Annotated in this window: 11 protein-coding genes and 1 pseudogene; 5 read left to right on the top strand and 7 right to left on the bottom strand. The window is 58.2% G+C overall.

The window, feature by feature from the left end; translation table 11 throughout:
- Positions 1 to 156 precede the first annotated feature (156 nt).
- Together ACXYMO_RS18615 and ACXYMO_RS18620 are read left to right on the top strand one after the other, a co-directional pair.
- Positions 157 to 1,275 (top strand): CapA family protein, encoded by a 1,119-nt coding sequence (locus ACXYMO_RS18615; RefSeq protein WP_458880257.1) that lies wholly within the window; start codon positions 157 to 159, stop codon positions 1,273 to 1,275.
- A 180-nt stretch (positions 1,276 to 1,455) separates the two neighbouring features.
- A complete protein-coding gene (locus ACXYMO_RS18620; RefSeq protein ID WP_458880258.1) occupies positions 1,456 to 2,214 on the top strand; it encodes a nuclear transport factor 2 family protein in 759 nt (252 codons plus the stop codon).
- Between the two features lie 399 nt (positions 2,215 to 2,613).
- Here ACXYMO_RS18620 and ACXYMO_RS18625 read toward each other — a convergent pair whose 3' ends face one another.
- Positions 2,614 to 4,179, bottom strand: a complete 1,566-nt coding sequence (locus tag ACXYMO_RS18625; protein WP_458880259.1) for an inorganic phosphate transporter — start codon at positions 4,177 to 4,179, stop codon at positions 2,614 to 2,616.
- 379 nt (positions 4,180 to 4,558) lie between these two features.
- Here ACXYMO_RS18625 and ACXYMO_RS18630 point away from each other — a divergent pair, with 379 nt between their 5' ends.
- Both ACXYMO_RS18630 and ACXYMO_RS18635 read left to right on the top strand, forming a co-directional pair.
- Complete coding sequence (locus tag ACXYMO_RS18630) at positions 4,559 to 6,418, top strand: Na/Pi cotransporter family protein (protein WP_458880260.1); 1,860 nt, start codon at positions 4,559 to 4,561, stop codon at positions 6,416 to 6,418.
- Positions 6,419 to 6,454: 36 nt separating this feature from the next.
- Entirely contained in the window at positions 6,455 to 6,703 is a 249-nt protein-coding gene (locus ACXYMO_RS18635) for a hypothetical protein (RefSeq protein WP_458880261.1), read from the top strand.
- Positions 6,704 to 6,794: 91 nt separating this feature from the next.
- Here ACXYMO_RS18635 and ACXYMO_RS18640 read toward each other — a convergent pair whose 3' ends face one another.
- Complete coding sequence (locus tag ACXYMO_RS18640) at positions 6,795 to 7,211, bottom strand: VOC family protein (RefSeq protein ID WP_458880262.1); 417 nt, start codon at positions 7,209 to 7,211, stop codon at positions 6,795 to 6,797.
- 434 nt (positions 7,212 to 7,645) lie between these two features.
- Here ACXYMO_RS18640 and ACXYMO_RS18645 point away from each other — a divergent pair, with 434 nt between their 5' ends.
- Entirely contained in the window at positions 7,646 to 9,019 is a 1,374-nt protein-coding gene (locus tag ACXYMO_RS18645; RefSeq protein WP_458880263.1) for a M20 family metallopeptidase, read from the top strand.
- Here the strand turns inward: ACXYMO_RS18645 and ACXYMO_RS18650 are convergent.
- The 5 genes and pseudogenes from ACXYMO_RS18650 to ACXYMO_RS18670 all read right to left on the bottom strand — a co-directional run.
- Entirely contained in the window at positions 9,016 to 10,728 is a 1,713-nt protein-coding gene (locus tag ACXYMO_RS18650; protein WP_458880264.1) for a dipeptide ABC transporter ATP-binding protein, read from the bottom strand. The genes ACXYMO_RS18645 and ACXYMO_RS18650 overlap by 4 nt on opposite strands.
- The gene (locus ACXYMO_RS18655; RefSeq protein ID WP_458880265.1) at positions 10,725 to 11,636 is read right to left on the bottom strand and encodes an ABC transporter permease; all 912 of its coding nucleotides are present in this window, start codon (positions 11,634 to 11,636) and stop codon (positions 10,725 to 10,727) included. Before ACXYMO_RS18655 ends, ACXYMO_RS18650 begins: the two co-directional genes overlap by 4 nt.
- A gap of 35 nt (positions 11,637 to 11,671) precedes the next feature.
- The gene (locus tag ACXYMO_RS18660; protein WP_458880266.1) at positions 11,672 to 12,640 is read right to left on the bottom strand and encodes an ABC transporter permease; all 969 of its coding nucleotides are present in this window, start codon (positions 12,638 to 12,640) and stop codon (positions 11,672 to 11,674) included.
- Positions 12,641 to 12,691: 51 nt separating this feature from the next.
- A complete protein-coding gene (locus tag ACXYMO_RS18665) occupies positions 12,692 to 14,251 on the bottom strand; it encodes an ABC transporter substrate-binding protein (RefSeq protein ID WP_458880267.1) in 1,560 nt (519 codons plus the stop codon).
- 129 nt (positions 14,252 to 14,380) lie between these two features.
- Positions 14,381 to 14,518 (bottom strand): annotated as a pseudogene (locus ACXYMO_RS18670) (transposase); the annotation flags it as partial.
- Between the last annotated feature and the right edge of the window lie 58 nt (positions 14,519 to 14,576).

Genomic DNA, 14,576 nt, shown 5'->3' on the forward strand with positions numbered 1-14,576 from the left:
AACCGACTTTGCCATTGACTGCGGTCAAAGCGGCATGTGCCGAATGATAAGATAGTGTTGTATGGCCTGCGATCACACCTTCCCAGTTCGAATCCCTTGCTGTGGCGTGCCGGAGCTTGCGGCGAATCGGCTCCCCGCCCGACCGGGGTGATGCGGATGAGCCGTCCTCCAGACTGTCTGCGCCTCTTTCTCGCCGGCGATGTGATGCTTGGACGGGGGATCGATCAGATCCAGCCTCAGTCCTGCGACCCACAACTTTTCGAGGGCCACGTCGCATCCGCACAAGACTACGTCACACTCGCCGAACGCGCGAATGGCGCAATCCCGCGTCGGGTCGGGCCGCACTATGTCTGGGGTGATCTGCTGGAAGATCTCGATGAGCGAGACGCGGATCTGAGACTGGTGAACCTGGAGACGGCAATCACGTCCGGCGGTGTGCACGACCCGGGCAAGGGCATCCACTACCGGATGCATCCCGCCAATGTGGCGCTGCTGGCTGCCGCCAAAATCGACGGTGTCACACTGGCCAACAACCATGTGTTGGACTGGGGTCGCACAGGTCTCGCCGAGACGCTCGCCACCCTCGACGACGCCGGGATCTTGCATGCAGGGGCCGGCTGGGATGGCGCAGAGGCTTTCGCGCCCCGATACCTGTCGTTCACGGGGGGTGGTAGGCTCGTGGTGCTTGCCGTTGCGCTTGACGATGCCGGCGTGCCGCTGTCCTGGAGGGCCGGTCCGGGGCAACCGGGCGTGGCGCGCACAGAGCCCGACGAGGTCGTCGCCCGCGTGACGACGCAACTTGCGCAGATAAGGCAGCCCGGTGATATTATCGCGCTTTCGATCCACTGGGGCCACAACTGGGGCTACTCGATCGCCCCGGCCCATCGCGCGCTTGCCGAGGCGGTGGTGGCGCAAGGTGTTGATCTCGTGTTCGGCCATTCCTCGCACCACCCTCGCGCGGCGGCCGTAAGGGCTGGGCGGCTCGTGCTCTTCGGTGCAGGTGATTTGGTCAATGACTACGAGGGGATCAGCGGAAAGGACGCGTTTCGCCCCGAGTTGGTCCTCGGCTACGTCGCTGATATTCGGCGCGACACCGGCGCGCTGGTGGCGCTGGAAATGTTGCCCTACAGGCTCCATCGGTTCCGGCTCGAAAGAGCGGACGACGAAGCGCTCGGCTGGCTGGCATGGCGCATGAATCAAGAAGCGCGCCTGTTCGGCGGGCGGGTGGCAGAGACCCCGCAAGCGACCCTCCGCCTCAAATGGGAGCGCGGCTGAGCCCAGAAAACTCTATCGCGGCTGTCGATACCGAACGCCCGTTGGCAACCGCAAGGATGAAGGGCCGGTACTGCAATGGGTGCGCTCGCGCATCGGAGGTGAACAATTCTATCCACACGAGCATGTCTTGGGCGCTATGGTGCAAAGCATGATTTTCGCGTCGAGATAGAGTGAAACCGCATGGCATCGAAAAGAGACCTGCTCAAGAAGCTTCTGAAAGGCATCGAAACCGGAGATGCAAATGCAGCGGCCGTCGTTAACGAGGCGAAATACATTCAGCACAATCCCCAGACACACGAGGGCAGCGAGGGGATCGCTGCATTGTTTGCACGCCTTTCAAAAACCAACCCGCGGGTCACCTTCGTGCGGGTATTCGAGGACGGCGATTTCGCGTTTGCGCACAACGAATACGACTTTTCCAGCCTGAGCGTTGCGTTCGAGGTCTTCCGGTTCGAGGACGGCAAGGCCGTTGAGCACTGGGACAACATCCAGCCTATCGCTGGTCCCAACCCGTCGGGACGCGGCATGCTGGAAGGCAGCACCGAGATCACCGATCTGGACAAGACCGAGGCCAACCGCGATCTGGCGCGCAGATTTGCGGAACAAGTTCTTGTCGAACGTCAGACCAATCTACTCGACACATATGTCGACAAAGACCTGATCCAGCACAACCCCGACCTTGCCGACGGTATCGCCGCAGTCCGCTCAGCATTGGAAGTCAAGGAAAATGGGGCACTTCACATCCAATATCACAAAGTCCATCGAGTGCTGGCAGAGGGCAACTTCATCCTTTGCATGAGCGAAGGGACGAGGGGCGGCATCCATTCCAGTTTCTATGATCTGTTCCGCGTCTGTGATGGCAAGATCGTTGAGCATTGGGACACAATCGAAGCCATAGCGCCGCGCAAAAAATGGAAGAACGAGAACGGGAAATTTTAAGGGTGGACTTGCATCTGCGGGTTCGAGCAAGCCCGGCTGCTGATCAACGTCTGTTATGTGCCGTTTAGCGGCTGATCAATCAAATTCACCCGATGACCGCTTCTCTAATTGGGCGTTTGGGTCAAGCTCGCTTTCCTTCATTGTTCCATGTCTTGCCGCTCATCCGGGTCACTCTTCTCTTCGCAGTCTGGTTGATGCCCTTATGGCATCGCTGCATGAATGTGTCGGATTGGCAGTGGAGATGGCTGCCGGGCGCGGGGCTGAGAGTCCGTAGGCAGTAATCGCTCTTCTCAAGCTGCAGCGCACCCCGGGCGCCAACCGGGCCTCCCCAGCCATTGGTCTCTTGTTCGAATGTCATCCCGCGAACTTCTACGCGACGTCGGCCTTAAGGGTAGGTTTTTACGGCAGCATCATGCCACGGATCATGAAGAAAAACATGGCCGCCAGCAGCCCGGCCAGCGGAACCGTTATCACCCATGCTGCCGCAATCCGAAGGAGCAGATTTCTCTTGACGAGTTCAACCCGATGTACGCGCCCGAGACCCTTGCGCTCCTTCCTGCCGAGTAGTCGATCGGGCGCGGCTTGCGCTTTCATACTGCGGAGCATCTCGCCCTTGGCGATCACGTCCGCTGCTTCAAAGCGCTTCAGGAACGCATCCACCGCGTCGGGGTCTTGGTCGGCGTGATGGTCGCGGATGTCGTCCAGCATCCGGGCATAGCTCGACTTGATATATTCGCGCAGGAAACCAACGCCGAACACGCCGCCGACGGCGATGTGGGTCGAACTCACAGGCAGACCCAGCTGCGAGGCGACGATCACGGTTATCGCCGCGGCCATCGCGATGCAATACGCGCGCATCTTATCCAGTTCGGTGATTTCACTGCCGACCGTGCGGATCAGTTTTGGCCCATAGAGCGCAAGGCCAAGCGAGATGCCAATTGCCCCAACGGCCATCACCCAAAGCGGGATGGACGCCTTGGCTGTAACCCCGCCCCCGACAATGGCCTCATTGATGCCTGCCAGCGGACCCACGGCGTTGGCAACGTCGTTGGCACCATGGGCAAAACTCAGGAGGGCGGCGGCAAAGATTAGCGGCACTGTGAAGAGGTCGTTGACGCTCGACTTGTGGTTCTCGAGGCGCTTTGTAAGACGCGCGATGTAGGGTTTCATCAACAGGTATACGGCGACCGCCAAGACAAGGCCTATGACCACTGCCATCGGGAAACTGACCTTCACAAGTTTTTTGATCCCCTTCAGCATCAGATATGTGCCAAAGGCCCAGGCCATGAACGAGACCAGAACCGGCACCATTCGGTTGGCCGCAGACAATACGTCGGTCTTGTAGGTAATGGTGCGCTTGATGATGTAGAGAAAGCCTGCAGCGATCAGCCCGCCAAGCACTGGCGATATCACCCAGCTTGCAGCAATCATGCCGACCTGGTGCCAGTCCGCAATGCTCCAGCCCGCGGCCGCGATCCCGGCGCCAAGCACGCCACCGACGATGGAATGCGTTGTCGACACCGGCGCGCCAATGGCCGTCGCGAAGTTGAGCCAGACCGCGGCCGCAAGCAACGCCGCGATCATCAGCCAGATAAAGGTATCGCGGTTGGCCACGAGATCGGGGTCGATGATGCCCTTCTTGATGGTGCCCACCACGTCGCCGCCGGCGACGAGCGCGCCACCGGCTTCGAAGAACACGGCGATCAGGATCGCGCCGGTCAGGGTGATCGCTTGCGACCCCACCGCCGGCCCAACGTTGTTGGCCACGTCGTTGGCGCCGATGTTCATCGCCATGTAGCCGCCGATCATCGCAGCAACCACCAGCAGGATGCCGTCGACCCCGCCGTCGGTTCGGACGATAGTGAACAGCATGACGCCGACGATGAAAATCAGCGCCGTGCCAAAGCGAAAGAGCTCACTCCGATTGAGCTGTACGGCGGATTCGACGTTTTCGGTTTTCAGCAAGGCAAGCTCCCCCTCTTGCGCCAGAATGGCAGGACGGTATCGTGGACGGCGCGCTCAAAGCAGCCATGATGTAGGTCAATGTTCGCTTTCCCGGATCCGGTTATGTGTCGGAAGTGCAACGGGATTGCCCGACAATGATCGACGGCGTGACCGCTGCACGGCTGGTTTATGCGCCAGATATGGGACTCGACACGCATGACGCACGAACGCTCCCTTTTTCGACAGGACCTGCAGAGCGAGGATGTCCGATTCGCACCTAGCCGCCTCGACCGTGTGGTGTTTTCCGACGTGCCTGGAACGCCGCTCTGTCCTCGCGCGATATCGCCAGAGGCTTTCCGACTGTTTCAAGGCATGCCGACGCAAGTGCGGCGCTGACTGAATGCGGAAGTTCTATCTCCCGGTCGCGATCGCGGCGCTTCTTCTCGCCTTCTGGGTCAGTCCGAATGCGCAGGAAATCGCTGCAGGCGTTGCGATCTTTCTGTTCGGGATGCTCATGCTCGAAGACGGTTTCAAGCTTTTCGGTGGCGGCACCCTGGAGCGGGTGCTTGAACGTGCGACCGGCTCGACCACGCGCTCAATCCTCTTCGGCATAGTGTCCACGACTTTGCTGCAGTCCAGTTCGCTGGTCTCGGTGATCACGATCTCGTTTCTGAGCGCCGGTCTGATCTCGCTGATCGGCGGGGTCGGGATCATCCTTGGTTCCAATATCGGGACGACGACGGGCGCCTGGCTGGTCGCGGGGCTGGGACTCAAGGTCAACATCGCCGCCTACGCAATGCCGATGATCGCGCTCAGCATCCTGCTGGTGTTCCAGAAGCCCAAACCGGTGCGCGGTGTCGGCTATGCACTCGGCGGACTCGGCTTTCTGTTTCTCGGCATTCACCACATGAAAGAAGGTTTCGAGGCCTTCAAGGATCAGATTGACCTGTTGCGCTTCGCGCTGCCGGGGCTTTTGGGCCTCATTGTCTATACCCTGCTCGGCACCGCCGCGACCGTGATCATGCAGTCGAGCCACGCGACGATGGTGTTGATCCTCACCGCGCTCGCCGCCGGACAGATTACCTACGAGAACGCGCTGGCGTTGGCGATCGGCGCCAACATCGGCACGACGATTACGGCGGTCATCGGCGCGCTTGGCGCAAACTTCGAAGGCAAACGGCTCGCGCTCGCCCACCTGATCTTCAACGTGGTCACGGCCGTGGTGGCGCTCATTTTCATCGCGCCTCTGCGCGACGCGGTCGACGCGATCAGTGCGACCGTTGGCATCTCGGCCAACGACTTCGCGCTGAAGCTTGCGGTGTTCCACACGATCTTTAACGTGCTCGGCGTCGCGCTGATACTGCCGGTTCTGCGCCAACTGATCGGCTTCATCGAGCATTACATCGTCGAACCGGTCCCTGATGTCAGCCGCCCGCGGTACCTGAACGAGGCGGTCGACGACTTCCCGCAGACGCTGGAAAGCGCGCTGCGCAAAGAGGTGCTGCACCTTTACGAGAACGCCGTGGAACTGATCCTGCACGGCCTGAACCTGCACCGGCAGCAAATCTTCCAGACCGACGACATCGCCAAAACGGTGCGCAAGAGCCGCGCGGCCTTCGATCTCGATCTGGAAGACGGCTACGAACGCCGGGTCAAGACGCTCTACTCGGCGATCATAGACTTCACGACGCGGGTCGGCGACAAGCGGATGCCGCCCGAAATCTCTGACAGAGTCTATGCCCTGCGTGACGTGTCCAGCGACATCGTGCAGGCCGTGAAGTCGGTCAAGCACCTGCGCAAGAACGTACTCCGCTACACGACGCGGCCTCAGGGCATCGTAACAGAGCTTTATGACGGTCTGCGCACCGAGATCGCGCGGATCGTTTTGGAGATTCACAAACTGGGCCTTGCTGCACCGGAAGATCGCAGCGCACTCTGGCTGGACCAGGAACGCGCGCAGATCGAAGACGAGACGCGCTCGACCACGCGCCGTATCGAAGCGCTGATCCGAAAGGGCGAGTTGAACGCGCACGCCGCGACTTCGTTTCTGAATGACTCAGGCTACGCGTATGGCGCGATGCGTCACCTGATCGAGGCGGCGCGCAGCTACTACATCGAGCGTGACCGGGCCATGGCCGAGGTCGAAAAATTGCTGACTCTGGACGAAGATGAACTGGTCGAGAGACCGGCAGCGCCCATCCCCTCCCCCGCCAAGGAAGACGGTGACAAGGGTCAGCAAAACGTCTTCAAAGGAGGCTAGAATGCAAGCACTGCGCAGCGGGTCGGAGGTTATCGGATGGGGCTGAAGAAGCTTGGCGAGAAGATTGCCGAATACAAAGAACGTCTCGAGCATGGCAAGGCAAGTCAGATCAAGCCAAACCATGTGGAGAAGACGTTGGAGAAACTTCGCAAGAGGAGCGGAGAGCTGGAAGCCGAAATCGCGACAACGGAGAACCCGGACAAAAAGGTCCGTTTGAAAAAGAAGCTTGAAATCGCGATTCAGCAGATCGAGCGCGCCGAGTGGCTATTAAACGAAATCGAATAGACCCCTAGGGGCAAACCGATCGACTTGTTCGGCTTTCTGGCGGGGTGTTCCTTTTTCAGACCGTCAAAAACGTTAGCCCAGGTAACCCGCGTTATCCGTCTCGTCCAGGTTCGTCCGGATTGCTGGAGAACAGTGCGATCTTGTTGCCTTGAGGGTCGCGAAGGTAACCAACATAAAATTGAGGTCCATACGAGTCACGAAAGCCAGGCTGACCCTCGTCAAAGCCGCCAGCGGAAAGCGCGGCGGAGTGAAGATCACGAACCTGCTGTTGACTGCGAGCCTCAAATGCGATCATAGCACCGTTCCCAGCCGAGGCCGGACGTCCATCGAAGGTTGGTTTAACGTAGAAGTCCGGCAAAACGGGAGACTGACCCGGTTGTACGGGTAACGCGTAGCTCAGGCCCTCGGGACCCTCCTTAAGCCCGTAATCAAGGGCTGGTAGGAACGCAGAGTAAAACCGTTTCGCGCGGGCCATATCATCGGCACCGACAGTGACATAGGCAATCATGCTGTGTGTTCGTTTCCGGAAGTTTGGTTAATGCAACGAGATTACTGCATTATGGTAGGCCAACACACAATTTGGCACAATAAACGACCGTTTGTTGAATGCTCCCCCAAAGCCGAAATTGGTGCAATTGCAGCGAAAGCTCACTTTGTCCCGCATACCAGCCAACTGGCAGATTAAAATGCTGCGCCGCGTCGCCTTTGTCCGCTTCGGAGAAGCTGCACTGCGGCATTGAAGGTAGTGATGAATGGCAGCTGTGGGCCGTAAGTGGCGCCTCTTGAGCCTACCGTGTTCTCTCGTTCTGCGGCGCATCTGACGCTGGCTTTCGAGGCTACAGTAGCCATTCCATCCTAATCGTCCTACTAGGGGTGCAACGGAGAGCCACGTTCGAAACGCGTGTGCGCCGCGAAACGGAACCGGTGAGAGGAAGCAACGCAATGTCTGAACGTGCTGACGTGATCCGCACTGCGCAAGCCTTGGTCGATGAAGGTCGGTTCACAATGGATATGGCAGAGCTTGTTTCCCGCCCGACCGAGAGTCAAAACCCGCAGCGTTTCGAAGAAATGCCAGCCTATCTTGAAGAGTTGCTCGTTCCGCGCCTGACCGCGTCCGGGTTTACCTGCACGATCCATCCCAATCCCAAAGGTAACCCATTTCTTGTTGCGCGCCGGATCGAAGACCAAAGTCTGCCGACTATCCTTGGCTATGGTCATGGTGATGTGACCCGTGGGCAAGAAGACGACTGGAGCGAGGGCTGCAAGCCGTTCGAGCTTCGCCAAGAGAACGACCGGCTCTATGGCCGGGGCACGGCGGACAACAAGGGTCAGCATCTGATCAATCTAATGGCGCTTGAATGCGTGATTGCGGCGCGTGGGCGGCTTGGCTTTAATGCCACCTGGCTGATCGAGATGGGGGAAGAAACAGGCTCACCCGGTCTGGCGGAATTCTGTCAGGAAAACACGGCGCTGCTTGCGGCCGACGTTCTGATCGCGTCGGACGGGCCGCGCATGTTGCCAGATGTACCGCTGGTCTTTCTCGGCGCGCGTGGCGCGATAAATTTCGGTCTTTCGATTGAGTTGCGTAAGAGCGCTCATCATTCGGGCAATTGGGGCGGGCTTTTGGCTGACCCGGCGGTGATACTGGCCCATGCGCTGGCCACGATCACGGACCGACGTGGACAAATCCGTATTCCGGCATGGCGCCCAACCAGCCTGACGCCGGACATTCGTGCTCTCATTAGAACGCTGCCTTTGCCGGTTGGCCCACAGGTCGACCTGGATTGGGGGGATGAAACCCTGACACCCCAAGAACGTGTCTATGGCTGGAATTCTTTTGCTGTTCTTGCCATGGAAAGCGGCATACCTGCGGCGCCGGTCAATGCAATCTCGAGCAAGGCGCGGGCCATCTGCCAATTGCGTTTTGTCACCGGAACCGACGCCGAAGACATTCTGCCATCGCTGCGCCGCCATCTGGATGCTGAAGGCTTTGATCAGATCCGTGTTGAACCTGAAGAGAGTGGCTTTTTCCCTGCAACCCGCTCGGCGCCAGACAACCCGTGGGTCGAGCGCGTTGTTGCCTCGCTTCACCGTACGCTTGGCATCGCACCGCACCTTGCCCCCAACCTTGGTGGGTCCCTTCCCAATCACGTGTTCATGGAAACCCTGGGGCTACCAACTATCTGGATACCGCATTCCTATGGCGGTTCTAACCAGCATGCCCCGGATGAACATATGCTTATCCCGGTGGCCCATCAGGCGCTTGGCGTGATGGCCGGGCTTTACTGGGATTTGGGTGAGCCTCTGGCAAGCTAACCCTGAGTTTCGCCTAATAGGTCCATACGCGGCATCAGATCCAGCAAGTGGCGCGAATAGTCGTGCTTGGGGGCGCTGAACAACGTCTCGGTGTCGGAAACCTCGCAGATGCTGCCATTTCGCATGACCGCGATCCGGTCGCACATCTGCCGCACAACCGGTAGGTTGTGGCTAATGAAAAGCATGGTCAGACCAAGCTCTTGTTGCAGGTCTTTGAGCAAGTTGAGGATCGTTGCCTGCACAGACACATCAAGCGCCGATGTCGGCTCGTCGCAAATCAGAATGCGCGGGCGCGACGCCAGCGCGCGAGCGATGGATATGCGTTGGCGTTGTCCACCCGAAAATTCGTGTGGATAGCGCAGCGCAGCACTTGCGCCCAGCCCAACATGATCCAGCAGGTCACCAACTATCTTGCGCGTCTCGGCCTCGCCATCGGTCAGTCGATAAAACCGGATCGGTTCGGCCACGATATCAAGCACCCGCATACGCGAATTGAGCGATGAATAGGGGTCCTGAAAAACCATCTGTAACGCCCGTCGCGCCCCGCGGGCAGTTGCGCCTTTCGGGTGCGAAACGACGTCCTGACCAATCACCCGTATCTTGCCAGCATCTGGTCGGTATAGCCCGGCGATCAGTCTTGCCACAGTAGATTTGCCCGAGCCGGATTCACCCACCAGACCAAAGGTCTCACCTTCGTTCACGATAAAGGAGACATCGTCAACGGCCCGCACCATCTTGCGATTTCGCTTTAGCACGGCTTTTTGCAGCGTGAAGGACAGTTCAAGATTTTCGATTTCAATCGCCGCTCCGGCGTCACGTTCGCGCAGCGATTGGCCCAGCCAATGGGTCCGGATATCGATACGTCGAAACGGCGTTGTGCCGCCTTCGACGTAGTCCACGGAAGAAAACCGATCCAGCTTGCGATCAGCGCGCGGCACGGCGGCAATCAGGGACTTGGTGTATTCGTGCTGGGGCGCACCAAGGATCTGGCCCACATCGCCGGTTTCAACCACTTCACCGCGATACATTACCGCGACACGATCCGCGATGTTGGCGATGACGCCAATGTCATGGGTCACGATGATCACGCCCAGCGCCCGCTCACGGCAGAGCCGCTTGATCAAATCAAGGATCTGCGCCTGGGTCGACACGTCAAGCGCGGTCGTCGGCTCGTCCGCGATGATCAGATCAGGATCGCCCGCCAAGGCCAGCGCGATCACAACCCGCTGTCGCATCCCGCCTGAGAACTGGTGCGGATAGGCTAAAAGCCGCGCTTTGGCCTCGGTGATGCCAACCTGTTCCAACAGCTCGATAGCGCGCTTTTCGGCTTCGGCCCCGCTTAGGTCGTTGGTCTTTTCGATGGTCTCAACAAGCTGTGCGCCGACTGTCATCAGAGGGTTAAGTGAGGTTTGCGGATCCTGAAAGATCATCCCGATCCTGTCACCGCGCACAAGACGCATCTCGGCTTCGCTACGCCCACGCAGCTCTTCACCTTCGAACAGGATCGAACCGGCGCTTACCCGGCCCGGGGTTTCGAGAAGATCAATGATGGCGTTGCCGATAGTCGATTTGCCGGCACCGGATTCGCCAACCAGCCCAAGAACCTCGCCCGGATGAACCGTAAGGTTGACCCCACGCGCTGCATGAACCGTGCCGCGGCGGGTTAGGAAATCGACATCAAGGCCGGATATTTTCAGAAGTTCGGTCATCGTAGCTTCGGATTTAGGGCGTCACGCATCCAGTCACCCAGAAGATTGACAGCAAAGACAAGAACAACCAGCGCGATAGCGGGGAAAAAGGTGATCCACCACAGACCGGAAAACAGGTATTCATTTCCAACTCGGATCAGCGTCCCTAGCGACGGTGTCGTGGGCGGAATGCCCTGCCCAAGAAACGACAGCGTCGCTTCGGCTATGATGGCCAGCGCGAGCCCGATCGTGGCGATCACCAGAACCGGGCGCAACGTGTTGGGAAGGACATGCCGTATCATGATCAGCCAGGCGGGCAAGCCGATGATCCGCGCGGCCTGAACATATTCCTTATTCGCCTCGACCATGGTTGCGCCACGCGCGACGCGCGCGAATTGCGGCCAGTCGGTCAGACCAATTGCAACAATGACGACATAAACAGCAAATTCCTGACGCAGTTCCAGCGGCAGGAACGCGCGCCCAACCCCGTTAATCAGGATGGCGAGCAAAATGCCGGGGATCGTCAGTTGCACATCGGCAATGCGCATGATCACCGCATCTGTGACACCTCCGACATACCCCGAGATCACGCCCAGGCTCACGCCTAAGAACATGCCAAGACAGACCGCTGCCAACCCAACAAGGATCGACAATCGCCCGCCGTAAAGGATCGTCGACAGCATATCGCGGCCCTGATTGTCGGTACCAAGCAGGTATTGTGGCTGCCCTCCTTCGCTCCAAGCCGGAGGCAGCTTGCCATCCCAAAGCGAGATTTGGCTTGGATCAAATGGGTCGAACGGCGCAATGAGCGGGGAAAAGACACATGCCAAGATCGAGATGGCCGTGATCGCCGCGGCAATCATCGCCCCGGGTGAATGCAGGAACGACCACACGATGTCATTGTCTATAAACCGCTGCCAGCGGGTCATTGGGTGGATCTGAGGGCGGTCTTGGCTCATCGAAATTAGTCCCCCAGCCGGATACGCGGATCAACGACGAAATACAGAATGTCGACAACAAGGTTGATCAAAACAAACAAGAGCGCGACGAACACCAGATACGCCGCCATGATCGGCACATCAACGAAATCGACTGCCTGAATGAACATGAGACCTGTACCGGGCCACTGAAACACCGTTTCAGTGATAACCGAAAAGGCAATTAGCCCGCCGATGTTGAGACCGATGATGGTTATCACCGGCACCAGCGTGTTGCGCAGTGCGTGGCGAAAGTTGATCGCGCGCTCCGATAACCCGCGGGCTCGAGCGAACTTGATAAAGTCGGTTTGCATCACCTCTAGCATCTCGGCCCGCACTAGCCGCAGGATTAGCGTCAGTTGAAATAGAGACAATGTGATCGCTGGCAGAATAATTGCGCGCCAGCCATCCAGGGTTAGCAACGAGGTTTTCCACCAGCCAAGTTCAACTGTCCCGCTGCGACCTGATGACGGTAACCATCGCAGGTGAACGGCAAAAACATAAATCAAGGCAATCCCGATGATGAATGTTGGCAGGCTGACCCCAACCAGAGAAACCGAAAGGATCGATCGGCTGACCCATGATTTGCGTCTGATGCCGGTATAGACGCCCAACGATATCCCAACCACGAGCGCTATGATTGCGCTGACAAAAACCAGTTCCAGTGTGGCGGGCAAGCGCTCGAAGATCAACTCGTCAACTGGTCGCTTGATCCTGTAGCTGAGGCCAAAATCGCCCTGCAGCATATTGCCGAGAAAACGCGAGTATTGGGTAAGAACCGGGTCATCAAGTCCAAGCTGCTGGCGAATTTCGATACGCTGTTCGCGAGTGGCGTCCTGACCGACCATGTTGTTGACCGGATCGCCGACGAAATTGAACAGGGAAAAACTGACTGCCGAAACGATGGCCATCACTAGAACCGACTGCGCAAGCCGCTTGAGTATGAAAAAAAGCATGTAAGAGCCAATCAATGCCTGGGCAGGCCGTAACCTGCCCAGGCAGTTTGCTTAATTCATGACCGCAAAGCGCGGACGAAAGGCGTCATCCGCCGCAATCGGGATGTCGACCTTGTCCGAAAGCCCCCAGGCCAGAACCTGGTGGTGGATCGGCACATAAGGCATGTCTTTTTTGACATGCGACCAGGCCTCGTCAATCATCGCCGCGCGCTTTTCGAGGTCAATCTCGGTAGTGATCGCCTTGGTAATCTCGTTCACCCGCGTGTTGTTATAGCCGGTGGCATTCCACGACCCTTCGGCGTCCAGCAAGTACGAGAACACATAGTGGCTGTCGAGCGTCGGCACGCCCCATCCCAGCATGTAGAAGTCGGACTCGCGCTTCTGAATTTTTGGGAAGTGTTGCGCCTTGGGGATCGCATCAAGGTTCGCCTTCACGCTGATCTTGGCCAACATCGCCACAGCAGCCTGACAAATCTTTTCGTCATTGTTGTAGCGGTTGTTAGGGCAATCCAGCCGGATAGAGAACCCGTCCGGGTAACCTGCCTCGGCCAACAGCATTTTGGCCTTGGCCGTATCAAACCCGTAGGACGCATCATTTTTCGGCGTATTGCCAAGCACACCCGGCGGGGTGATCATGCCGGTCGGAAACGACAAGCCCTCCATCACGACCCGCTGGATCGCCTTTTTGTCGATGGCAAGGTTGAACGCTTCGCGCACTTTGGCATCCTTGAATGGGTTGCCTTCGGCATCCGAGGTGCGCAGCTTGTCGATGCCCTGATCCATGCCAAAGAAGATCGAGCGAATCTGCGCGACCGTCTTCACGCTAAGCCCTTCCGAGCCTTCGATGCGTTTGACATCCTGCAGCGGCGGATCAAGCACGAAGTCGACCTCGCCCGACAGCAGCGCTGCCACTCGTGTGGCTGCATTGGTGATAGGCCGGTATTCAATCTTGTCGATATTGCCAGGGAACTTGCCTTCGCCCCACCAATTGGGGTTTCGTGCCAGAACTGTCATCTCGTCGGGTGCGCGGCTGACCAATGTGAACGGGCCGGTGCCATTGGCATTGCGCACAGCATAGGTTTCTTCCTTGGCCTTGAAATCCTGCGGGGCAACAACGTTGTTCGCCTCGGCCCAGCCTTTGTCCATCATATAGATCGAGGTCAGTTGGTTCGGCAGGATCGGGTTCGGCCCGTCGGTTGTCAGCTTGACGGTGTGATCGTCGATGACTTCAACCGAGGTGACGTTTTTAGCCTGCTCTTTATAGTCCGAGGCCTCATGGTTGGCGCGCTCAAACGAAAACACCACGTCTTCGGCGGTGAAATCTGACCCATCGTGGAACTTCACGCCTTGGCGCAGCTTGAACGTCCAGCCATCGGCACCAGCTTCCCAGCTTTCGGCCAATTCGGGTTGAAGAACAAGGTCCGCGTCGCGAGTGACCAGGGATTCATAAATCTGGCCATTCATTGCAATGGTCGGCCCCTCGTTCTGCGAATGAGGGTCCATGGTCAGCGCGTCGCCTTGGCTGGTCCAGCGCAAAACGTTTTCTGCCAGTGCAGGGCTTGCAACCGTCAGGGCCATGGCCGAAGCGGCGAGCAATTTCGTGAATTGCATTTTTTCCTCCTTGTTTTGTGTGAGCGTCTCGTCATGACCGACACCGCGCTCTTGCTCCAACCATACTACACAAAAGATAGCGGTAAAGTGCGCAAGGCAGCATCTACCCGTACGCGACTGTCAGACAAAGCCGAACTTCGACTTGTACTTGTAGAACGACGCTGTGCTGATGCCGTGTTTCCTGCAAACCTCAGCCGTCGGGACACCGCCCTCCTGCTCTTTAATGATCGCGATGATCTGCTCTTCCGTGAACCGTGACTTCTTCATATTCCTTCTCCAAGGCTTGAAGCGGATCCTACTCAAAAGTGGAGGAGTTTTAAGGTTG

The sequence above is a fragment of the Arenibacterium sp. CAU 1754 genome (genome assembly GCF_054482635.1).